Here is a 19,514-nt window from a genome sequence, read left to right on the forward strand (position 1 = left end):
TTCGGGCGCGTCGCCGGACAGATCGACCGCCGCGACAAGGAAGATTTTGTCCGCGCCAACCCATTCCATGTGCAGAAAACTGACCATAGGCGATCTCTGGTGGTTCGATCGACAGCGTGCCCTCAAGCTGGAGTCCCACGAAGGACGGCTCGGGCATTCACTGCCGCCCAGTGTCGACCCACCCAGTTCGGTTCGCCGAGGCCATGATGGCCTCGGCGAACCTCCTCAGCAACGCCTGCGCAGCAGTCAGGACACCGACTTGGCGGCAGAAGCGTCGATACCGTGCGCGGCCACGACTTCAGCGGACCCGTCGGCCAGCCGGTAACGCAGACCGACCACAGCCGCCCGCCCGTCCGCGACCCGGTCCGCGAGCACGCGGGAGCGGTCCAGCAGCAGGTCGACGGTGTGCTTGACGTGCTCAGCCAGAATCTCGTGCGGTTCGACCCGGCCCGCGGCCCGTGCGGCGAGGACGCTGGGCGTCACCTTCTCGACGACGTCGCGGACGTACCCGACCGGCGCGAGCCCGTCTTCGAGGGCTGCGCGAGCCGCGCCGACGGCACCGCAGGAGTCGTGGCCGAGGACGACGACGAGCGGGCAGTCGAGCAGGTCGACGCCGTACTCGATGCTGCCAAGGACCTCCCCGCCGATCACCTGGCCGGCGGTGCGCACGACGAACAGGTCGCCGAGTCCGCGGTCGAAGATGATCTCGGCGGCGAGGCGCGAGTCGGAACACCCGAACAGGACCGCGAACGGGTGCTGGTTCGGCGCGATCGCCGCGCGGCGGGCAGCGTCCTGGTTGGGGTGTTCCGGGGCGCTGGTGACGAAGCGATGGTTGCCTGCCATCAGCAGGTCGAACGCTTCTTGCGGAGTCGGCGGTGTCGTGTCGGCCATGACCTCAGCCTAAGCCGACGGCGACGGCAAGCGGTGTTGCGATCGTCTCGCCGAGCTCAGGTTTGAACAGTTCGCGGACGGTTTAGCGCCCCCGTCCGAGCGCGGCCCGTTTCACGAAGCCGACCGCGGCGGTCGCCAGGAACAGGACGGCGCCCACGACGACGAGCCAGAACAGGCCTTTGATCACCACCCCGAGCACGATGCACACCAGCCAGATCACCAGAAGCAGACCGAGCAGTGCCAGCATGGAGCCCTCCTGACCATCGCCGGGAAACCGCGATTCTCCGGAAGGGATACCCAGCCGCGGCCGGTCTATGCGGCCCAGTCCGTCCGCGAAGCCCCCCCCCCGCGGAACCGGCAATCGGGTCCGGACGCCAAAAATCCCCAGGCCGAAACTTCTCGAACCTGGGGAGGGTGGGTGCGCCAGCAGGGACTTGAACCCCGAACCCGCTGGTTAAGAGTTCGCGGCCGACCTGTAGTGATGTCGGACAAGACCTTCCATGTGGTCGCGGGGCCTCGGTGGTGTCGTGCGGTGTCGGCTGCTGTCGTCGTGTGATGGAGGTCTCGGACTCGCGAATGCCAGGTTGTTTGTCTGGTCCACTCCCGGTCTGGCGCAGCATCGTGAGGGGGTCGAAGTGACCGGGCGGAGTGCTCGGCGTGATCCGGTCGTCTCGGCGGTGAGCATCATGGTGGGGATCGTTGTGGGCTGACGCTGATCGGTTGGGCTGAGGTCGGGCCGGGTCTTCTGCACGCTCTCGCCGGCGCACACGTCGCTGCCGGCGGTCATCTTGCCGCGGCAGCGGACGATCGACATGGGGTGTCGTCGGATAATCCGGGCGAGAGCACCGCTGGGCTTGATCCAGGTCTGGGGGAGCGGTCTCGGAAGATTGGCTCGGAGCATCGAGCGCGGCATCAGCGTCCGGTTTCGGCGGAGGTGCTGACTGGCTCAGCTCCGATAGCAGTTGTCTGAGCTGCGCCGGTTTCCGCCGTCGTGGCCAGTCGGTCAGGGCATGCGGGATCGGGGGCGAACCGAGCGGCGGGCACAGGGGCCGTCCGTCCATCCGGTGCAGCACGCTATTCCGTTGTGGACACATGCGCACGGTCGCGACACTCCCTTCCCTTCAGCCGGTATCGCCGACAGAAGGGAAGCAGGACTACCGGCCCGGGCGGTCCAGGTCGGCGGGGATCATGCCGGGCGGGCCGAGGACGGTGTCGCCGAGTTCCTCGGCCACCGCGGCGAACCGCTCCGCGTCGAGTTCGGTCTCGGACGTCGCGAGAGCCAGCGGGGTGCCTGCCCGCTCAATGAGTTCGGCGAACCCGGCCGGCGAGGTGATGTTGAGCGCCCGAGCCCCTTCGGGGCCGGATTTGATCGCGTGGGCCACGTGCTTGGGAATGGTGAAGAAATCTCCGGAGCGCAGCGTCACCGTGTCTGGCCCGGCCCAGACGGTCAGCGAGCCGGACACCACCCACAATCGTTCCTCGTATCGCGTGTGCAGGTGGAGCGGTGTCGCCGCGCCAGCCGGCATGACGGAGTCGGTGACGTCGTGGCGGCCCTCGGTCTCCGCGGCGGCGGTGAGGATGGTGACCTGCAGTTCCTGTCCCAGGACGTACTGGCGGGCCGAGGCTCCGTCGGCGGTCGGCGGGAAGACGCTCATAGTGCGTGACTCCTCAGAGACGATGGGGGCACCGGCTGTCACCCAGGCGCCGGGTGCCCGGGATCATAATCCAGGGTATCTATATTCGATATAGGGTCCCCATATTGAAAGGACGCGGTGCGGTTTGACCGACCACGAAGCCATGAGTTCCCAGCCCCAGGTCGAGCGCCGCCCGTACCGCGCCGACAGGCGAGCCAAAGCGGCCGAGGAGACCCGGACGGCCATCCTCGATGCCGCCAGGCGACTGTTCGTCGAGCACGGCTACGCGAAGGTCACTGTCGCCGACATCGCACGGGAAGCCGAGACCGCCATTCCTACCGTGTATGCGAGCACCGGCGGCAAGTCCTCGATCCTGAGGCGCCTCATCGGAAAGGGCCTCGGCGACTCGGTCGTCGATCAGACACTCGCGGCGGTCCGTGCCTCGCGCGATCCGCTACAGGTGGTAGCCGTGACTGTGCACGGCGTGCGGGTCGACAACGAAGGACATTTCGGCCTCCTGCGGGTGCTGGTCACGAGCGCCGCGGTCGACGAGGCCGCCAGGCAGACCCTCGTCCAGACGGATCGCCTCTACCGCGAGGCCCTCTCGGAAGTCGCCGGGCGCCTGCGGGACCTGCGGGCTTTGCGGGAGGGCCTGACGCAGGACCGCGCGACCGATGTCCTGTGGTTCTTCCTGGGTCATCAGTCCTGGCGGCTTTACGTCGCGGACTGCGGCTGGACCTGGGACGAAACGCAGGAATGGCTGGCGGCGCAGGTGTCGGCTGCCCTGCTCCGCAGCCCGGCCGGATGACCATCGCGCCGCCTCGGTCAGGCGAGTGAGGCGACCCACAGCTCCGGGGTGATTTCGTAGCCGTCGCCCTGCCGGCTGACTCGGCCGACACCCGGGAATTCGGTGTGTGCGCCCGCGATCAGATACTCGTTTCGTGCGGCGTCGTCGAGCAGGTCCTCGCGGGCTTTGGCCGCCGCGGCGGGGTCGACGTCGAACACGACGGTCGCGTCCGCGCGAGGTCCCTGGACGGCGGGCAGGTGGACGATGTCGCCCACGGTCAGTACCGATCGTTCGCCGGTGCCGACGCGGTAGCCGGAATGGCCCGGCGTGTGTCCGGTCAGCGGCACCGCCGTGATGCCGGGGACGAGCTCCCTCTCGCCGGTGAACGTGCGGATGCTGTGGCGGTAGGGCGCGACCGCCTTCGCGACGCTGAACCTGGTGATCTCTTCGGCCCACGGCGGGACGTCGACCGGCATCTTGTCCGGCGTGTCGGTCAGCCAGTAGTCCGCCTCTTCTGCGTGCATCACGACGTCGGCGTTGGGGAAGCGCGGGGTGCCGTCGGCGTTGATCAGGCCGGCACTGTGATCCAGGTGGAGATGGGTGAGCATGACCGTGCCGACCTCCTCGGGCAGTACGCCGATCGACGCCAGTGCGCAGGGAACGTGCCCCATCGTCGGCCCCCAGCCGTCGCCCATGCCCACATCGATGAGCACGGGCGCGTGCCAGGGGCCACGGACGACGTACATGTTGTGCGTGATCCTCGGCGTCGCAGGGCGGTGTGCGGTGCGTTGCAGCCGCGCAGCTTCTTCGTTGTCGAATTCGGGGAACACCACCGACAAGTCAGTCTCGAAGTACCCGTCGCTGATGGTGGTCAGGGTCTGGTCGCCGATCGTCCAGTGGACCGCGCTGGCGTAGGCACCTGGGCTGGTAGCTGGCATATGTGCTGCTCCTTTCGCCTTATCAAAGGTATCTGAAGGAAACTTGGTATAAAATAGGAACTATGAAGTCACCAGGTATCCCCGGGGAAACCGCAGAGGCTCGGCCGGCGCCGTTGTCGGCGCTGTACCGCGACTGCCCGGCGCGGTTCCTGCTCGATCAACTGGCCGACAAGTGGACGGTCCTCGTGATCAGCGTTCTCGACGAGGGGCCGGCCAGGTTCAACTCGCTGCGCCGCAGGGTCGACGGCATCACGCAGAAGGTGCTGACGCAGACGCTGCGGCGCCTGGAGCGCAACGGAATCGTGCGGCGGCACATCGCGGCCGACGGTCCGCTGGCGGTCAGCTACGACCTCACCGACCTCGGCCGGAGTCTCTACGAGCCGATGCGCGCGCTCTACGACTGGACCAGCCGTCATCTTGACAGCGTCGCGGCGGCACAGTGCGAATTCGACAAACGACACCGGTCCTGACGGGCGAGTCGCTCGCCCGTCAGGCGAATTCCCGTTGCCCCGCAACGTCAATTCCCGGCGAACGTGGCGATCTCGAGCAGATGCGGGTCGAACCCGCCGGGAATCCCCGAGATCCCGATGCGTTTCCGTTCGCCGTCGCGGAGATCGAAGTAGTTGTCGCTGAACGAGATTCCCGCGACGGGAGCGCAGATGCGCGTCAGGTATTGAAGCCGTGCGCACGCAACTCGACCTCGGCGGTGCCGTCCGGCCCCGGTGTGATGACCGAATCCATATGACCGCCGAGGCCGAGATCCTTGACGGGGGCGAAGAACAGCCGGTTGGGTTAGATCACGTCGAGGTCGTCGGACACCCACGCGTATCGGTCGGATCCCGGCCGAACCCGGTCGGCGTTCGCCGACCACACGACCTGTGAGGCCAGTCCGGGTGTCTCGACGCTGATCTCCTCGTCGACGATCTGCTCGCCCTGGAATGTCGTGATCTCGGCGCGCAGCCGCAGAAGTCCAGTCTGTTGTGGACGGTCCGGACCCCGGTTGTGCGCATGACATCTTGCCGTCGGCAGTTCGGGACGGGGCCGTTGGTCGCGGTCGCCCGGTCTGACCCGCCCATCGCAAGAAGCGCAACTCCGGGCTGGGGACCTTCCGCCGTGCGCGACGAGATCGGCGTGGTCGAGTACCCGGACGGCGGCCGGTACGCCGAACTGGCGGATGTAGCGGTGCCGCGTCCGCCGGAGCCGCCGGCCGTCCCGGTGGAGGTGGACGCGAGCCGGCATCTCGGCGTCTACGAGCGGGCGGGTTCGCGGATCGAGCTCTCGCAAAGCCCGGGCGGCCTGCGGCTGAAGACCACCGTGACCGGAGGGTTGGCGGAACTGGTGGCGGAGAAGAGGAGAACTACGACCTGGTGCCGTTGCCGGACACGCTGTTCCTGATCCGGCCGCCGGGCGCGCGGTTCTGGATGCCGATCTTGCTCGCCCGCTGGCGACCGGCGAGCCGTGCCTGCACTTCGGGGTGCGGGCGACGCCCAAGGTGTCCTGACCCGGCGCGGCTTGGGGGCCGGCTTCCCCGGCCGGACCCCACGCCGCGTCCCGGCTCAGGCGCAGATCGCCTTGTCGATCAGCGCATAAAAGGTGTCGTTGTCGGGGCCGCGACCCAACGTCAGCGAGGCTTCGACCCGGCGCTTCCCGTCCGCGCTGGTGAACGCGACCGTCCCGTAGCCGGGAATCCCGCCGGTGTGCCCGAAAACCGGAATCCCGCACGGCGTGGTCCGGGTCTGCAACCCCAAGCCGTACTCGTCGATCGCCGATCGCGGGGTGGTCATCTGCCCCAGCAGCGCCGGCGGAACGAGCCGCCCCGTCGCGAGCGCTTCGACGAACTTGTCCAGGTCCGCGGTCGTGGAGATGATCTCGCCCGCGGCGCCGGCGACGCTCGGGTTCAGCTCGCTGACGTCGACCAGCTTCCCGTTCATCTCCTGGTACCCGTGTGCGTGCCGGCCGGGAATCCGGGTGCGGTCGCCGGGCACCGTCGTGTCGTGCATGCCGAGCGGGCGCAGGATCCGCTTGGCCACCTCGTCGCCCCACGCGTGCCCGGTGGTCCGTTCGATCAGCATGCCGAGCACGGTGTAGTTGGTGTTGGAGTACGAGTATTTACTGCCCGGCGGGAAATCGAGCGGCTGTGCGGTCGCGACGGCGACCAGTTGCTCCGGCGAAAAGTGCTGGTAGCGGACCTTCTCCAGATCGGTGCCGGCAAGCGAGATCGTCCGGAGGTAGTTGTAGAGCCCGCTGGTGTGCTGCAGGAGCATCCGCACGGTGATCTCATTGCCGTGCGGCAGCAGTCCGGGCAGGTACCGCTCGACCGGGGTGTCCAGCCCGAGGCGGTGCTCGGCGACGAGTTGCATGGTCACCGTGGCCACGAACGACTTGGTCGTGCTGCCGATCCGGAATCGTCCGGTCGGCGAGAGCGGCTTCCGGGAGTCCAGTTCGGACACTCCGGCGGTCACGGTACGGAAGTGTCCGTCCCGGACCGAGCGGATCTGCACGCCCGTGGCACCGGCCGAAACCGCTTCCTGCGCGACCGTGCGAACAGGGTCAGTCGTGGCGGGGGCAGCGGGGGCGAGCAGGGCAGCGGTCAGTACAAACGGCACAGTGGTGAGCATCGGTTTCCTCGTTCCGTATCGGTATTCAGCGGCAAAAAACTGTGTCGAGCACGGCGCTCCTCAAGTCGAGGTCAAGGCCCCGGCCCAATGTCACCGAAGCCTCGACACGCTGTTTGCCGTCCGGGCTGGTGAACGCGACGGTCTGGAACCCGGGAATCCCGCCGGAATGCCCGAACACCCGCGCGCCGCACGCGGTGGCCGGGGTGCGCAAGCCGAGCCCGTACTGATCGGTCGCGGACCATGGTTTGGTCATCTGCGCCAGCAAGTCAGGCGGCACCAGCCGCCCCGCCGCCAGCGCGCAGAGGAACTTGTCCAGGTCCGCGGTGGTGGAGATCATCTCGCCGGCCGACCCGGCCATGCTCGGGTTCAGCTCGGTGACGTCGACCAGTTTCCCGTCCATCTCCTGGTAGCCGTGCGCGTGCGGCCCCGGGATCCCGGTCCGGTCGCCGGGCACCGACGTGCGGTGCATCCCGAGCGGGACCAGGATGCGCTGCGTTGCTTCCACGCCCCACGCGTGTCCGGTGGTCCGCTCGATCAGCATCCCGAGCACGATGAAATTGGTGTTGGAGTAGGCGTGTTTGCTGCCGGGCGGGAAGTCCAGCGGCTTGCCGGTCGAGACCGCGACCATCGACTCCGGCGAACGGTGCTGGTACCGGATCTTCTGAAAGTCCGCCCCGCGCAGAGGCAGGGACTCGGTGTAGTCGTAGAGCCCGCTGGTGTGCTGCAGGAGCATCCGCACGGTGATCTCATTGCCGTGCGGCAGCAGTCCGGGCAGGTAGCGCTCGACCGGGGCGTCGAGCTGGAGACGGCGTTCGGCGACGAGTTGCAAGACCACAGTGGACGTGAACATCTTGGTCGCGCTGCCGATCCGGAATCGTCCGGTCGGCGACACCGGCCGCTGCGAGTCCAATTCGGACACACCGGCGGTCACGGTACGGGCGTGTCCGTTGTGGACTGTCCGGATCTGCACGCCGGTCGCGCCGGAGGAGACGATCTCCTGTGCGAGCGTGCGAACCGGGTCCGCGACGGCGGCAGCCGGCGCGGCGGGCGCGAGCAACGACGCGGCCAGCGCCAGCGGCATGGCGGGCAACATCGGCGTCAGTCCTTGTTCCGCGCGGCGAACCGCACGACCAGGATCACCAGGCACACCACCGCGATCCCGCCCGCGATCATCCCGAACGTGTGGTCCAGCCCGGTGAAGCCACCGATCGAGTTCGTCGCGGCGCCGGCGATGAAGATCAGCCAGAGCAGGCTAGTGACTGCCGGGCCGCCGATCTGGCGGCTGCGCAAAACTTCCTTTTCCATGCCGGGAAAGCTACTGACCGCCGGTGCCCCGCCACCATGCCTTAAACCCCCGACTACACGGTAGCGCCAGCGCTACCGTCGGCCGTTCAGACAGGCTGGCACCGCCGGCACTCGCCGGCGTCCGTTGTCCTCCGGCAGTCCCAGCTTCGCGAAAATACTGCGGATGTGCTTGAGTGCGGTCCCGGCGCTGACGCCAGCAGTTCCGCGATGGTGGCGTTGTCGTACCCTTCCGCCATCAGCTTGAGCACCCTGCGCGGTGAGCGCGTCCAGCGGATGGCGGCCAGCTCGACGATCGGGTCGGTCATCTTCACATCGGGCGCGGGCCGAGCAGGGCCTTGGCGGTCTTCGCCTGCCAGTTCGCGAACGGCGAGACCCAGAGCGAGAGCGCGATCATTGCTCCCGGTCAGCGCGCGGCGCTCGGCCACGAGTCCACCTGGAACGTGGTCGAGCGGGGAATGCCGCCCAGTACTAGCCACCGGGCCGCGGCGGTGAGCAACTGCCGCGGCCCGCTCGGCGGCAGCGCGAAAGCGAAACGCCGATGAAGAACCCGGCCAAGCCGTGCAGCGCCAGCCAGCCCGCGTTTGCGCGGCCTCGCCGGATCCCGGACCAGCGAGCCGTTGAGGTAGGGCTCCGGCACCGGCTCGCCGAGCCGCCGCCGCTCGACCGCAGCGGGTAGCGGAGCAGTTTTATCACCACCTGAACCGCCGGGCCTTGACACCGGTCAACGCCATCGCCGTGACGACCGTCAGCTCGCAGAAAAGCAGGATCCGGTGCCGGCCCCGATCGTGAGGTACCAGACGCCGGACTGCCACGAACGAAGCCGTTTCTTGACCCGAACAGTGTCCCAGTAGGACAGTGCATACCGCATGGTGGTGCCTGCGCGGGAATTCGCGTTGCTGCGGCTGATCGGCACCACCCGAGGCCAGATCATGCGGACGATTCCGCTGGCACTGCTGAACATCGCGCTGCGCGGAACCCCGTTGCCGTCCGGGACTCCGATGGTGCTCGTCGGAATCGTCGGCGGCGCGTTCCTGCTCAGCCTGCTTTCGCTCGGACTGTCCACTCGCATCACCTTGCGCGCCAAGCCTATTGAAGCCATCGGACTTCGGGAGTAGTCGAATGCACATTTCCACCAAGCTGAAGACGCTTGCGGTGGCGACCCTGTCGGCGGAACAGCTGACCCGCGGTTACCTGAAGCGAGTCGACGAGCTCAATCCGAAGCTGCACGCCGTCGTGCAGACCAATTCCGACGCACTGGCGTTGGCCCGCGACAGCGACGCACGCCGATCCCTGCCAACGTCGAAGGCAGACCAAGCATCACAGTCCCCGTTTGGGCTACCGGCCCACCCGGGCCCATCCGCTGTAATGCTGTCCGCACACCGTGGATATGCTCGGTCGCTCTTGGTATTTGCAGCCGAGGTCGAGCACGCTGTGGGCGGCGGCCGGATTGCCGGTGGCGCACGTGCGCCAGTGGGGGAGATTCGTGGTGACACCATCGTCCAGTACGGCGGAGAAAACCGTGCTTCCCCGTATTTTCTACGTCTGGCTGGGCGGTGCTCTGGTGTCGCAGCTCGGCGACGCTGCTTTGTACTTCGCGCTGGGCTGGGCGGCATCGGCTCACGGCGGTTTGGCGGCCGGTTGGGTGCTGTCGGCGGTCGCGCTGCCGCGGACGATTCTGCTCCTGTTCGGCGGTGCCGTCGGTGATCGGCTCGGAGCCCGACAGGTCATGATCGTCGGTGACGCCGTGATGCTGGTTGTCGCCGTAACACTGGCTGTCGTGTCGGGGGCGGCTGGGGCGCCGTTGGCCATTCTCGTGATAGCCGCTCTCATAGTCGGCACGAACGATGCCTTCTACCTGCCCTCGTCCGGATCGATGCCCCGCCGGCTCGTCGAGCCCGAACTGCTCCCGCGGGCAGTCGCGCTTCGTCAGAGCGGAACCCAGGTGATTAGTCTGGTCGGTGCTCCTGTCGGTGGTGCCTTGGTGGCATTCGCCGGGCTCTCCGCGGCGGCATGGGCCGACGCGATCACCTTCGCTGTGGTGCTGGTCGTGCTGGTTATGGTGCGGCCGCCGTTCACCCCGCCGTCGCCCGCGCAGCGCAAGCACATCTTGCGCGAGGTGTGGGAAGGGATCCAGGTCGCGGGCAGGACCTCCGGACTGGGACCCGTACTGTTGCTCGTGGCGGGTGCGGCGGGGTTTGTGCTGCCTTTTGTTTCTCTGCTGATCCCGCTGCTGGCGCGAGAGCACGGATGGGGTTCGACCGGTGCGGGGTTTGTGGTCGGAGCCCAGAGCATGGGCACGATTGTCGCGACTCTGATCATCAGTCGCCGCGGGATCCTCGCCCGCCCCGGCGTTGTTGCCGCACTCGCGCTGGCTGTGGTCGCCGTGGGCGAACTGGCGGTCGGCCTCGCGCCGGCGCTGCCGATGGCCATCACGGGCGCGATAGGTGTCGGCGCGGCGAGCGGCATGTTCGTCAGCCACCTCAGCCCGCTGCTCCTCAGTGCCGCTCCTGATACTCATCTCGCTCGTGTCCAGGCAATCCTCTCGGTGATGCAAAGTGTCACCCTGTTGGCGACCAACAACATCATCGGATCGGTTGCCCACGCGCTCGGACCTCAAGCCGGGACCCTCGTGTGTACGGCCGCGTTGCTCATCTGCGCCGCAGCCGGACTCTTCAGCCGCCCCATTCGCAGAATCTCTCGACCGGCCGGCCGAGTTGTGCGTTCTTAATGGTTTGTACTGGAGGGCATCGTCTGAACAAGGACCGCGGACGATGGTGCTAGCCACGCTACTCGCGGTTGAAATGCCCGGCGGCGCATACCAGGTTTCGGCAGCGGCACCGCGGCGTTGCGCGAGTATGAGCCTGCGAAGCCTGGCCGCAGTCGGCTTCACTTTCCCCTGCCACGAGCCCGTGCATCCGCTCAACACGAACAGTTGGTCCGACGCACGGGTTGGTGAGAGCGCGCAAGATGGTCTGTCGAAGTGCAGTTCGACGTAGTCGCGGACGAAGCAGACCGCGCTGACCTCGCGGCCGACGAGGAGTTGCAACGGGGCGGAGAGATCATCAGCGGTGGCCACGCGGCCCTGCTGCCAGAGGCTCAGGGGATTGGGCGTCGATCCTGCGGCAGTCACGTCGCCGGGGACGTCGATGTCGTCCGACCAGCGAGCAAGGTGAGTCGAGGCCAGACGGGTGCGACGCCGGCGATGAGGTCGACGTGACTGGACGGGGTCCTGGTGGGGATCAGACGTCGAGCGGCCCGCGAGAAGCATTTCGCCGCAGCAAAATCTTGTCTGTGGTACGTCGAATGTGTTTGCTGACGGTCACGTGATCGTGGTGGTCTGATGCGGTGATCGAAATTGGGTGGGAGCGGCCGCTGCACCGGCGTGGCGTTGTCTCGGGCCTTGCGGTGACGGGCGGTCATGTCGTCGTTCACGAGCGCAGCACGAGATTGGTGAGTCTTGATCCGGCGGATGGTTCGGTGCGGTGGGATGCTCCGGTCGATACGTGGCCGCGTGCGGTCGCCATCGTCGGCGGTCGTTGTCTGGTGATCCCGCAGGACCGCTCTCGACTGTCCTGTTTGGACCTCGCGACCGGGCGGCCGATCTGGTCCGCTGACGTTCCCGATATTCCCGGGGCATCTGGTCGTTTCAGCGACCGTGGTGCTTGTCGGCGGTTGGCGCGGGTACACGCCGCTTCGCGCGTTCGATCTCGCGGCGGGCCGGCTTCGCGATGCCGACCTTGTCTTGACACACAACCCTGCCGGGGTCAGGAACAAAGTCTTGGACCCCGCGGCTACACGCATGTCGTCGACGAGGCGAGCGCATGGTTGCGAAGGCAAACTGGGGGAAATCGCCGCACCGGGCCTGCCGGTCGAGTGGGTGTGGTTGGATCCGGGGATCGACCTGGCGAAGACGCCGCCGCAGTCGATCGAGATGCTTCGCGGATTGCGGACACTGACCAGCTTCAAGCTCCCGCTGCTGATCGCGATCTCCCGAAAGGACTTCATCGGAGCGCTGTCGCCGTCGCCGCCCGCTGAACGGGTGCCGGGAACTTTGGCGGCACTTGCACAGCTGGCCGGGCTGCCGGGGCGGTAGCCTGTGTGCACGATGTCGCCGCTGCGTCGCAGTTTCTCAGGGTGGCCAGAGTCTTGTCCTCGGACGAACCGCTGGATCCCGTCCTGGCGGTGCCGTTGCGTTATCGGTGTCAGGCTGTCTCGCAGGAGCTTGCGGACCGATTCGGCACCGAATCGGTGCTTTGGCCCGGTGCGGCGGAAAGTCGCTGATGAAAGACGCGGGAGCCCCTGCTCGGCAAGGGCTCCCGCGTCTTTCATCAGCAGGCGTTGATCTTCCAGTAGTCGGCGTTGTCGTTGGCGCCGGGGATGTTGGCCAGGTTCGGCACGTCCCCGTACGGGGGGACCTTGATGAGCAGCTTGTCGGGCGCGAGCACGACGTCGTTGTAGACGCAGATGGTGCGGTTGCCGTTGTTGATGATCGACGACAGCTGGTTGCGCTTGTTTCCGCTGGACGCGGGCGGGTTGTTGAAGTCCCCGGACTGCGTGCTGTTGTAGTTGAGATGCCAACCGGTGGTGCCGCGGTTGTAGTTGGCGTCCTGGTAGAAGCAGTAGTAACCGGCCGGACACGGTGCGGTGGCGGCGGAGGCCGGGGCCGCGGCAAGGACGGTGCCGGCGGCGGCACCGGCCACGGCGGCCGCGAGAGCCACTGCGGAGCGGATCGTGGGCATGCGGGTTTCTCCCCTCGAAGCGGCCGCCACCGGAGCGGGCGGCCGGACGAGTACAACGCTGCCGGGAACCGTCCCCGTCTCGTCCTCGCGCCGTCCTCCCGCAGGTCAGCCCGATGAAATCGCGTCTCCGCGGAGGTTCGGAACCGCGCGGTGTCTGCTGACGAGGCCCTGTGGCTGCCGGCAACGTTGTTATGAGTGCCGACCAGCTGGTTGCGGCGTGTGGGCGGGTGGTTGATGGGGTGGCTGCTTGGTGGTCGATGATCACGACTTGTGGTCATGAGGTTTCTGTATCTGCTGGTGACGCGGGTGTTCGGTTGGCTGGTGCTGTGCTCGCGGTCGAATGCTGCGAAGGATGCGGAGATTTTGGTGTTGCGTCATCAGCTCGCGGTGCTTCAGCGTCAGGCGTCGCGACCGCGTTTGACCTGGGCTGATCGTGCGGTATTGACGGCATTGGTGCGACGTCGGTGGACCTACGGGAGTCGACCGGGTCGGCCGGCTGTTGCCGTGTGATCCGCCGGTTGGTGGGGGAGATGGCGAGGGACGATCCGGGTTGGGTTACCGCCGAATCCATTGCGAACTCGTCGGGCTGGGATACACGATTGCGCCGTCGACAATGTGGAAGATCCTCAAGGATGGGGGAGTGGACCCGCCACCGCGCCGACCGGGACCGACGTGGAAGCAGTTCCTCACTGTCCAGGCCAGCGGCATTCTGGCGATGGATTTCTTTCACGTAGAGACGGTGTTGCTGCGCCGGCTCGTCCGACTGCGGAGTGGCTGGTGCAGCAGGCCCGGAACCTGCTGGTTGAACTCGGCGACCGAGTGGACAGTTTGTGGTTTCTGATCCGTGACCGCGACGCGAAGTTCACGGCCGCGTTCGATGCGGTATTCGCCTCGGTCGGCATCGACGTCCTGCGCAGTCTTGTTCGGGTGCCGCGGGCGAACGCGATCGCTGAAGGCTGGGTGGGCAGCGGTCGCCGCGAGTGTCTGGATCGGCTGTTTATCGTCAACCGGCCTCATCTCGAACAGGTCCTGGCCGAGTACGTCAATCACCGTCGTCCTCATCGCTCCTTGGGCCGACGACCGCCCGAACGGCAGGTTCCGGTCCGGATGCGTGATGCCGGATTGGTACGTCGGCACGGTCGCCTTGGCGGTCTGATCTACGAATATCAGCAGGTCGCGTGATGTGACACGGTTTTCGGCACCCATACGACGACGCAGTCATGCGACCCCGGCATTCAACGCCAGGACCGCAGCTTCCCCTCGGGATCCTGTCTTCAGCTTCTTCAAGACATTAGCGACGTGGAACTTCACGGTGCTCTCCGTGATGCCGAGCCGCTCGGCGATCGCCTTGTTCCGCAAGCCGTGCGCAACGTGTCGCAGGACTTCCAGCTCTCGGCGGTTGAGTTTCGAGAGGCTGGTCGTGTCCGTGCTGTCCCGGGCGACAGAGCGGGGGAGGACGATCGAGACCCGGCTTCCCCAGCCCGACACCGCGTCGACCTCGACGCTGCCGCCGAGTGCCTTCGCGCGTCCGTCGAGCTGGAGGTGCAGCGCGTCGACGTCGAGGCGTCCGGACTCGTGGTCGCGGATGTCCAGCCGCAGCGAAGAATCGTCGCAGGACCACGCGACGCGCAGCCGGGTCAACGTCGGCTGTGCGGTGAACGCCAGGACCGCTGTGCAGGTCATGGCTCGCGCGGCGGGCGCGAGCTCTCCGCACAGCGGACGCGTGTCGGGCTGCGGCTCCACGAACTCCAGTTCGGCGTCGTGGTGGCGCAGAACCTGCCGTACTTCCCGGCGCAGCCGGGCGAAGGCGGTGTGCACCGGCTCTTCGGACAGCGCGAGATCGGTCTTGTGGGCTGACCGCAGAGCCACCAGCGCGGCTGAGGCGGCGTCGGTGGCGGCGGCTCGGGCACCCTCGGCGTCCAGCTTGGTCGACCGCAGCGCGTTCAGGACCGTGACGAGGGTTCTTTCCTGGGTTGCGGCCATTTCGACGATCGTGCGCGCGCGTTCGCTCGACGCCGCCCGGGACTCGGTGAGGTAATCGGGGCTCGCTTGCGTGACTTGCTGCCGGATGGATGTCGCGACGATGCCGAACAGTTCGGCGAGCGGCACCGGACGCGGGACTGGTTTCCGCGCGGTCCGGGGGATCAGGACCAGCAGCGTGCCGATGGGGTCGTGCACGGCCCACACCGGCCGGGCCGCACCGCCGAGCTGCGCGGTCGTGCTCGTCGCGCGGCCGGGATGCACGGCCGCCTTCAGCGCTTCGAGTTCGGCGATCGCGATCTTGTCCGTCGTCTCCGCGTCGCCGGCGACCTTGCGGGGCCGACCGGTGCACTCCTTGGTGAAAATGACGAGGGCGCAGTGCGGCCAGGTCTCGGCGAGGAAGCGGGAGAAGCGGCCGGCGATGTCGTGCAGCGGGCCGTCCACGACGTCGCGCAGCCCCGGCAGGTCGACGGCGGCGCGGGGGTCGGCAGGCATCCGGCTCAGGATAACCCGTCGGGTGCCTAGCCGAAAGACCAGGAATTCCTCGCCGGACGACCGGGTCGCGGCGGGCCGGCGCGCCACTAGCGTCGGGATCGGCATGCGCTCTGGCACATGGTTTGTCGCTCGGCACGAAGGAAGAAAGAATGCCACAGCAGGTACGCGGGGTGATCGCCCGTTCGCAGGGAAGTCCGGTGGAACTGACGGACATCGTGATCCCGGATCCGGGGCCGGGCGAGGTGGTCGTCGCGGTGGCGGCCTGCGGGGTCTGCCATACCGACCTGACCTATCGCGAAGGCGGGATCAACGACGAGTTCCCGTTCCTGCTCGGGCACGAGGCGGCGGGCACGGTGGAAAGCGTCGGCGCCGGGGTCGACTCCGTGCGGCCAGGCGATTTCGTCGTCCTGAACTGGCGCGCGGTCTGCGGCCAGTGCCGGGCCTGCAAGCGCGGCCGCCCGCAGTATTGCTTCGACACGTTCAACGCGGCCCAGCGGATGACGCTCGCCGACGGCACCGAGCTGACCCCCGCGCTGGGCATCGGCGCGTTCGCCGACAAGACGCTCGTGCACGCGGGACAGTGCACCAAGGTCGACTCGTCCGCGGACCCGGCCGTGGCGGGTCTGCTGGGCTGCGGGGTCATGGCGGGCCTCGGTGCCGCGGTGAACACCGGCGCCGTCGGCCGCGGCGACTCGGTCGCGGTGATCGGCTGCGGGGGAGTCGGCGACGCGGCGATCGCGGGATCCCGGCTCGCGGGAGCGACCAGGATCATCGCGGTGGACCGGGACGAGCGGAAGCTCGAATGGGCACGCGATCTCGGCGCCACGCACGCCGTCAACGCGTCCGAAACCGACACGGTCGCGGCGGTGCGGGAACTCACCGGTGGGTTCGGCGCGGACGTCGTCATCGACGCGGTCGGCCGTCCGGAGACGTGGCAGCAAGCGTTTTACGCCCGCGACCTCGCCGGCACGGTCGTGCTGGTCGGCGTGCCCACGCCGGACCTGCGGCTGGAGATGCCGCTGATCGACTTCTTTTCCCGCGGCGGGGCGCTGAAGTCGTCCTGGTACGGCGACTGCCTGCCCGAGCGCGACTTCCCGATGCTGATCGATTTGTATCGGCAGGGCCGGCTTCCGCTCGAGAAGTTCGTCTCCGAACGCATCGGGCTCGCTGACGTCGAGAAGGCCTTCCACGCGATGCACGCCGGCGACGTGCTGCGCTCGGTGGTGGTCTGGTGAGCGGCCTGCGCATCGAGCGTGTAGTCACTTCCGGCGTTTTCGAGCTCGACGGCGGAAGCTGGGCGGTGGACAACAACATCTGGCTGGTCGGAGACGACGAAGAGGTCGTGATCGTGGACGCCGCCCACGACGAGAAGGCGATCACCGACGCGGTCGACGGCCGGAACGTCGTCGCCGTGGTGTGCACGCACGGGCACAACGACCACGTCACCGTCGCACCGGCGCTGGCCGCGAACCTCCACGCGCCGGCGCTGCTGCACCCCGGCGACCAGGAGCTGTGGGAGATGACTCATCCGGACCGGAAATTCTGGCCGGTGCAGGACGGAGAACGGATCGCGGTCGCGGGAACGGAGCTGCGGGTCGTCCACACTCCGGGGCATTCGCCCGGCTCGGTGTGCCTGTACTTGCCCGAGGCAGGCGCGTTGTTCTCCGGTGACACCTTGTTCTCCGGCGGGCCAGGCGCCACCGGACGGTCCTTTTCGGACTTTCCGACGATCGTCTCGTCGATCCGCGACAGGCTGCTCGAACTGCCCGCCGCCACGAAGGTCCACACCGGACACGGCGACGCCACGACGATCGGCGACGAGGCGCCGCACTTGTCGGAATGGATCGCCCGCGGGCATTGAGGACAGCGGAAGGCCGGGTTCCGTCCACGGTGGACGGAACCCGGCCATCGCGTGGTCAGGGGGCCGCGAGGCGGTCGAGCGGAACGTCGGGGTCGGCGAGGAGGTCCGGGTCGATCGGGCGGCGGGAGCGGACGAGCGCCTTGATCGGCTCAGTGACTTCCCAGACGTTGACGTTCATCCCGGCGAGGACCCGGTCGTCCTTGAGCCAGAAGGCGATGAACTCGCGGCCGGGCACGTCGCCGCGGAACACGACGCGGTCGTAGCCGTCGATCGTGCCGAGGAATTCCATGCCCAGGTCGTATTGGTCGGTGTAGAAATACGGCAGTTCGTCGTAGACGTCGTTCTTGCCGAGCATGCCGGCGGCCGCGACCGCGGGCTGGTTGAGCGCGTTCGCCCAGTGTTCCACCCGTACGTGGCGGCGCAGCTGCGGGTGGTAGGCGTTGGCCACGTCCCCGGCGGCGAAGATGTCGGGGTCGCTGGTGCGCAGGCTCGCGTCTACCAGCACGCCGTTGCCGGCTCGCAGCCCGCAGGCGTGCGCGATGCCGGTGTTGGGCTGAGCGCCGATCCCGGCGACGACTGCGTCGGCCTCGAGCACGGTGCCGTCGGCGAGCTTGACGCGCTTGCCTCGCTCGACCTGGTCGACCTGGACGCCGAGATGCAGATCGACGCCGTGCTGCAGGTGCAGGTCGGCGAAAACAGCGGCGACTTCGCGGCCGAGCGCGGGCACCAGCGGCTGGGGGAGTGGTTCGACAACGGTCACGTCGAGCCCGGCTCGGCGGGCAGCGGCCGCGGTCTCCAGCCCGATCCAGCCGGCGCCGAGCACGACCATGCTGCCGGCGGTGGTGAACAGGCCTTTGAGCCAATCGGAATCTTCAAGACGGCGCAGGTAGCGGACCCCGGTGGCACCGGGGAGCGTGCGTGCGCTGGCACCGGTGGCCAGAAGCAGTTTCGCGTAGCTGAGGCTGGTGCCGTCGGAAAGCCGCACCTCGTGCGCCGCCCGGTCGATGCCGGTCGCGCGGACACCCGGGCGCAGCTCGATGCGCTGCTCGGCGTACCAGGTCGCGTCGTGGACGTACAGGCTGTCGCGGGAGGCGTTGCCGGACAGATAGTCCTTCGACAGCGCCGGCCGCTCGTAGGGCAGGTGCTCCTCGTCTCCGATCAAGACTATCCGCCCGTCGAAACCCTTGTCCCGTAACGCTTCCGCCCCTTTTGCCCCAGCCAGTCCGGCTCCGATGACGACGAAGGTCGGCGAGGTCACAGATCAACTCCTTTGCGGTACACGCGAAAACGGGGCGGCCGGGCGGCCGCCCCGTTCCGGGTCAGCTCAGTACTGGCCGGCCCAGCGGCAGCGAGCGGCCGCCCGTCGCCGCGGACATCGCGCCGAGGAAGAGATACACCCCGACCGCGGTGAACGCGAACACGACGTATCCGCCCACAGTGGTGAGGCCCGCGGAGCCGTTCACGGTGCCGAACAGCACGAGTGCGAGCGCGAGGTCGATCAGTGCGAAGAGAAGGGTGAACGCGGCGGGCAGCCGCAGGCTGGCCAGTGTCAGCAGGACGATCATGACCAGCCAGGCGGTCAGGAACAGCCCTTGGGTGGACACCGCGGCGTCGGCGGGGATGCCGAACCAGTTGTGGGTCAGGCCGAGCACCAGCACCGCGTAGCTGAGCCAGAACCCGGCGAAGATGCCGAACACGGAGGCGACGGCGCTCTGGCCCTGTGCGGCGGCCCATACCGCGGCGACGAGCTGGCCGAGGCCGGTGGCGGGCAGGATGATCGCGATCGAGGCCCCGACGGCGCCGGCCGGGACGTAGCCGGTCAGCACCAGGCCGAGCGCGGTGGCGCCGACGATGAAGGTCGGAACGCCGATCAGAGCGGGATCCCCCTCGGGAATGGTGCGTGCGGGCGCTTCGGTGGCTTCGGCAGTCGTCATCGTGTACTCCTCGTTGAGTTGCGAATGATCCGTGGACGGGTTACCGGGTCGTGGGCCACAGGTGGGAAAGCTCCGGATGGTCGTCGTCGATCAGCCGGTTCGCCAAGGCGATCGCTTCTTTCGGGTCGATCTGGTCGAACGCGGGCTCGCCTTGGGCGAGCGCCTCGAAGACGGTCGCGAGTTCGGCCGCCGCCTCCGGGGACAAGCTGGTGTCCCGCCGGCATTCCACGTAGCGCAGCCGCAGCACTCCGGCGGCCTGCAGGAGCAACGAGCCGTAAGTGCTGCCCGCGGCTGGGTTCTGGACTTCCACGCCGACTCCCTTCTGTTCCGAT

At 67.8% G+C, this 19,514-nt stretch carries 23 protein-coding genes and 1 pseudogene; 10 read left to right on the forward strand and 14 right to left on the reverse strand.

Translation table 11 applies throughout. From position 1 onward, the window contains the following. Positions 1–246 precede the first annotated feature (246 nt). The 3 genes from H4281_RS15090 to H4281_RS15100 all read right to left on the reverse strand — a co-directional run bounded on the left by H4281_RS15090 (position 247) and on the right by H4281_RS15100 (position 2,546). Positions 247–891: a carbonic anhydrase gene (locus H4281_RS15090; protein ID WP_182891506.1), complete on the reverse strand. Its 645-nt coding sequence runs from the start codon at positions 889–891 to the stop codon at positions 247–249. An 82-nt stretch (positions 892–973) separates the two neighbouring features. Continuing rightward, on the reverse strand, positions 974–1,138 hold the full coding sequence (locus H4281_RS15095; protein WP_093572809.1) for a hypothetical protein: 165 nt from the start codon (positions 1,136–1,138) through the stop codon (positions 974–976). A 907-nt stretch (positions 1,139–2,045) separates the two neighbouring features. Further along, a complete protein-coding gene (locus tag H4281_RS15100) occupies positions 2,046–2,546 on the reverse strand; it encodes a cupin domain-containing protein (RefSeq protein ID WP_182891507.1) in 501 nt (166 codons plus the stop codon). A 124-nt stretch (positions 2,547–2,670) separates the two neighbouring features. On the opposite strand from H4281_RS15100, the gene H4281_RS15105 reads away from it, so the two are divergent. Next, positions 2,671–3,333: a TetR/AcrR family transcriptional regulator gene (locus tag H4281_RS15105; RefSeq protein ID WP_182891508.1), complete on the forward strand. Its 663-nt coding sequence runs from the start codon at positions 2,671–2,673 to the stop codon at positions 3,331–3,333. A 17-nt stretch (positions 3,334–3,350) separates the two neighbouring features. Here the strand turns inward: H4281_RS15105 and H4281_RS15110 are convergent, their stop codons facing one another. After that, positions 3,351–4,250: an MBL fold metallo-hydrolase gene (locus H4281_RS15110; protein WP_182891509.1), complete on the reverse strand. Its 900-nt coding sequence runs from the start codon at positions 4,248–4,250 to the stop codon at positions 3,351–3,353. Positions 4,251–4,312: 62 nt separating this feature from the next. Between H4281_RS15110 and H4281_RS15115 the strand changes: the two genes are divergently transcribed. Together H4281_RS15115 and H4281_RS15120 are read left to right on the forward strand one after the other, a co-directional pair. Then, entirely contained in the window at positions 4,313–4,720 is a 408-nt protein-coding gene (locus tag H4281_RS15115) for a winged helix-turn-helix transcriptional regulator (protein WP_182891510.1), read from the forward strand. A gap of 643 nt (positions 4,721–5,363) precedes the next feature. Then, the gene (locus H4281_RS15120) at positions 5,364–5,645 is read left to right on the forward strand and encodes a hypothetical protein (protein ID WP_182891511.1); all 282 of its coding nucleotides are present in this window, start codon (positions 5,364–5,366) and stop codon (positions 5,643–5,645) included. Between the two features lie 161 nt (positions 5,646–5,806). On the opposite strand, the gene H4281_RS15125 is transcribed toward H4281_RS15120, so the two are convergent. From H4281_RS15125 to H4281_RS15145, 5 genes are all read right to left on the reverse strand, one after another. Next, positions 5,807–6,868 (reverse strand): serine hydrolase domain-containing protein, encoded by a 1,062-nt coding sequence (locus H4281_RS15125; protein WP_182891512.1) that lies wholly within the window; start codon positions 6,866–6,868, stop codon positions 5,807–5,809. A gap of 25 nt (positions 6,869–6,893) precedes the next feature. Next, a complete protein-coding gene (locus H4281_RS15130) occupies positions 6,894–7,961 on the reverse strand; it encodes a serine hydrolase domain-containing protein (protein ID WP_182891513.1) in 1,068 nt (355 codons plus the stop codon). A gap of 5 nt (positions 7,962–7,966) precedes the next feature. Continuing rightward, the gene (locus tag H4281_RS15135) at positions 7,967–8,173 is read right to left on the reverse strand and encodes a hypothetical protein (RefSeq protein ID WP_182891514.1); all 207 of its coding nucleotides are present in this window, start codon (positions 8,171–8,173) and stop codon (positions 7,967–7,969) included. Positions 8,174–8,259: 86 nt separating this feature from the next. Beyond that, positions 8,260–8,598: a hypothetical protein gene (locus H4281_RS46795; protein WP_237596784.1), complete on the reverse strand. Its 339-nt coding sequence runs from the start codon at positions 8,596–8,598 to the stop codon at positions 8,260–8,262. Beyond that, a complete protein-coding gene (locus tag H4281_RS15145; protein WP_182891515.1) occupies positions 8,577–8,810 on the reverse strand; it encodes a hypothetical protein in 234 nt (77 codons plus the stop codon). Before H4281_RS15145 ends, H4281_RS46795 begins: the two co-directional genes overlap by 22 nt. A 229-nt stretch (positions 8,811–9,039) precedes the next feature. Here H4281_RS15145 and H4281_RS15150 point away from each other — a divergent pair, with 229 nt between their 5' ends. From H4281_RS15150 to H4281_RS15165, 4 genes and pseudogenes are all read left to right on the forward strand, one after another. After that, on the forward strand, positions 9,040–9,288 hold the full coding sequence (locus H4281_RS15150) for a hypothetical protein (RefSeq protein WP_246411781.1): 249 nt from the start codon (positions 9,040–9,042) through the stop codon (positions 9,286–9,288). Positions 9,289–9,659: 371 nt separating this feature from the next. After that, complete coding sequence (locus tag H4281_RS15155) at positions 9,660–10,901, forward strand: MFS transporter (RefSeq protein WP_220507184.1); 1,242 nt, start codon at positions 9,660–9,662, stop codon at positions 10,899–10,901. A 617-nt stretch (positions 10,902–11,518) separates the two neighbouring features. After that, a pseudogene (locus H4281_RS46800) lies at positions 11,519–11,794 on the forward strand (outer membrane protein assembly factor BamB family protein); the annotation flags it as partial. Between the two features lie 34 nt (positions 11,795–11,828). Then, positions 11,829–12,266: a dihydropteroate synthase gene (locus H4281_RS15165; RefSeq protein ID WP_182891516.1), complete on the forward strand. Its 438-nt coding sequence runs from the start codon at positions 11,829–11,831 to the stop codon at positions 12,264–12,266. Between the two features lie 235 nt (positions 12,267–12,501). Here H4281_RS15165 and H4281_RS15170 read toward each other — a convergent pair whose 3' ends face one another. Next, positions 12,502–12,912, reverse strand: coding sequence for a peptidase inhibitor family I36 protein (locus H4281_RS15170; RefSeq protein ID WP_043838119.1), 411 nt, complete (start codon positions 12,910–12,912; stop codon positions 12,502–12,504). 777 nt (positions 12,913–13,689) lie between these two features. Here H4281_RS15170 and H4281_RS45575 point away from each other — a divergent pair. After that, positions 13,690–14,094 (forward strand): integrase core domain-containing protein, encoded by a 405-nt coding sequence (locus H4281_RS45575; protein ID WP_312872118.1) that lies wholly within the window; start codon positions 13,690–13,692, stop codon positions 14,092–14,094. Between the two features lie 36 nt (positions 14,095–14,130). On the opposite strand, the gene H4281_RS15180 is transcribed toward H4281_RS45575, so the two are convergent. Next, a complete protein-coding gene (locus tag H4281_RS15180; protein WP_182891517.1) occupies positions 14,131–15,387 on the reverse strand; it encodes a LuxR C-terminal-related transcriptional regulator in 1,257 nt (418 codons plus the stop codon). 149 nt (positions 15,388–15,536) lie between these two features. On the opposite strand from H4281_RS15180, the gene H4281_RS15185 reads away from it, so the two are divergent. Further along, positions 15,537–16,622 carry an S-(hydroxymethyl)mycothiol dehydrogenase gene (locus H4281_RS15185; protein WP_182891518.1) on the forward strand — a complete coding sequence of 362 codons (1,086 nt, stop codon included), beginning with the start codon at positions 15,537–15,539 and terminating at the stop codon, positions 16,620–16,622. Continuing rightward, positions 16,616–17,248: an MBL fold metallo-hydrolase gene (locus tag H4281_RS15190; protein ID WP_182891567.1), complete on the forward strand. Its 633-nt coding sequence runs from the start codon at positions 16,616–16,618 to the stop codon at positions 17,246–17,248. Before H4281_RS15185 ends, H4281_RS15190 begins: the two co-directional genes overlap by 7 nt. Before the next feature lie 55 nt (positions 17,249–17,303). Here H4281_RS15190 and H4281_RS15195 read toward each other — a convergent pair whose 3' ends face one another. From H4281_RS15195 to H4281_RS15205, 3 genes are all read right to left on the reverse strand, one after another. Next, positions 17,304–18,506, reverse strand: coding sequence for an NAD(P)/FAD-dependent oxidoreductase (locus H4281_RS15195; RefSeq protein ID WP_182891519.1), 1,203 nt, complete (start codon positions 18,504–18,506; stop codon positions 17,304–17,306). 61 nt (positions 18,507–18,567) lie between these two features. Next, positions 18,568–19,182, reverse strand: coding sequence for a GPR1/FUN34/YaaH family transporter (locus H4281_RS15200; protein WP_043840322.1), 615 nt, complete (start codon positions 19,180–19,182; stop codon positions 18,568–18,570). Between the two features lie 40 nt (positions 19,183–19,222). Continuing rightward, complete coding sequence (locus H4281_RS15205) at positions 19,223–19,492, reverse strand: hypothetical protein (RefSeq protein WP_182891520.1); 270 nt, start codon at positions 19,490–19,492, stop codon at positions 19,223–19,225. Positions 19,493–19,514: the final 22 nt, after the last annotated feature.

The sequence above is a fragment of the Amycolatopsis dendrobii genome, assembly GCF_014145675.1.
In the GTDB taxonomy this organism is placed as follows: domain Bacteria; phylum Actinomycetota; class Actinomycetes; order Mycobacteriales; family Pseudonocardiaceae; genus Amycolatopsis; species Amycolatopsis dendrobii.

Bases quoted from the DNA above. Each gene is read 5' to 3' on its own strand.
- H4281_RS15090 (WP_182891506.1), bottom strand. From the start codon at position 891: ATGGCCGACACGACACCGCCGACTCCGCAAGAAGCGTTCGACCTGCTG.
- H4281_RS15095 (WP_093572809.1), bottom strand. From the start codon at position 1,138: ATGCTGGCACTGCTCGGTCTGCTTCTGGTGATCTGGCTGGTGTGCATC.
- H4281_RS15100 (WP_182891507.1), bottom strand. From the start codon at position 2,546: ATGAGCGTCTTCCCGCCGACCGCCGACGGAGCCTCGGCCCGCCAGTAC.
- H4281_RS15110 (WP_182891509.1), bottom strand. From the start codon at position 4,250: ATGCCAGCTACCAGCCCAGGTGCCTACGCCAGCGCGGTCCACTGGACG.
- H4281_RS15115 (WP_182891510.1), top strand. From the start codon at position 4,313: ATGAAGTCACCAGGTATCCCCGGGGAAACCGCAGAGGCTCGGCCGGCG.
- H4281_RS15125 (WP_182891512.1), bottom strand. From the start codon at position 6,868: ATGCTCACCACTGTGCCGTTTGTACTGACCGCTGCCCTGCTCGCCCCC.
- H4281_RS15130 (WP_182891513.1), bottom strand. From the start codon at position 7,961: ATGTTGCCCGCCATGCCGCTGGCGCTGGCCGCGTCGTTGCTCGCGCCC.
- H4281_RS15135 (WP_182891514.1), bottom strand. From the start codon at position 8,173: ATGGAAAAGGAAGTTTTGCGCAGCCGCCAGATCGGCGGCCCGGCAGTC.
- H4281_RS15150 (WP_246411781.1), top strand. From the start codon at position 9,040: ATGGTGGTGCCTGCGCGGGAATTCGCGTTGCTGCGGCTGATCGGCACC.
- H4281_RS15170 (WP_043838119.1), bottom strand. From the start codon at position 12,912: ATGCCCACGATCCGCTCCGCAGTGGCTCTCGCGGCCGCCGTGGCCGGT.
- H4281_RS15180 (WP_182891517.1), bottom strand. From the start codon at position 15,387: ATGCCTGCCGACCCCCGCGCCGCCGTCGACCTGCCGGGGCTGCGCGAC.
- H4281_RS15185 (WP_182891518.1), top strand. From the start codon at position 15,537: ATGCCACAGCAGGTACGCGGGGTGATCGCCCGTTCGCAGGGAAGTCCG.
- H4281_RS15200 (WP_043840322.1), bottom strand. From the start codon at position 19,182: ATGACGACTGCCGAAGCCACCGAAGCGCCCGCACGCACCATTCCCGAG.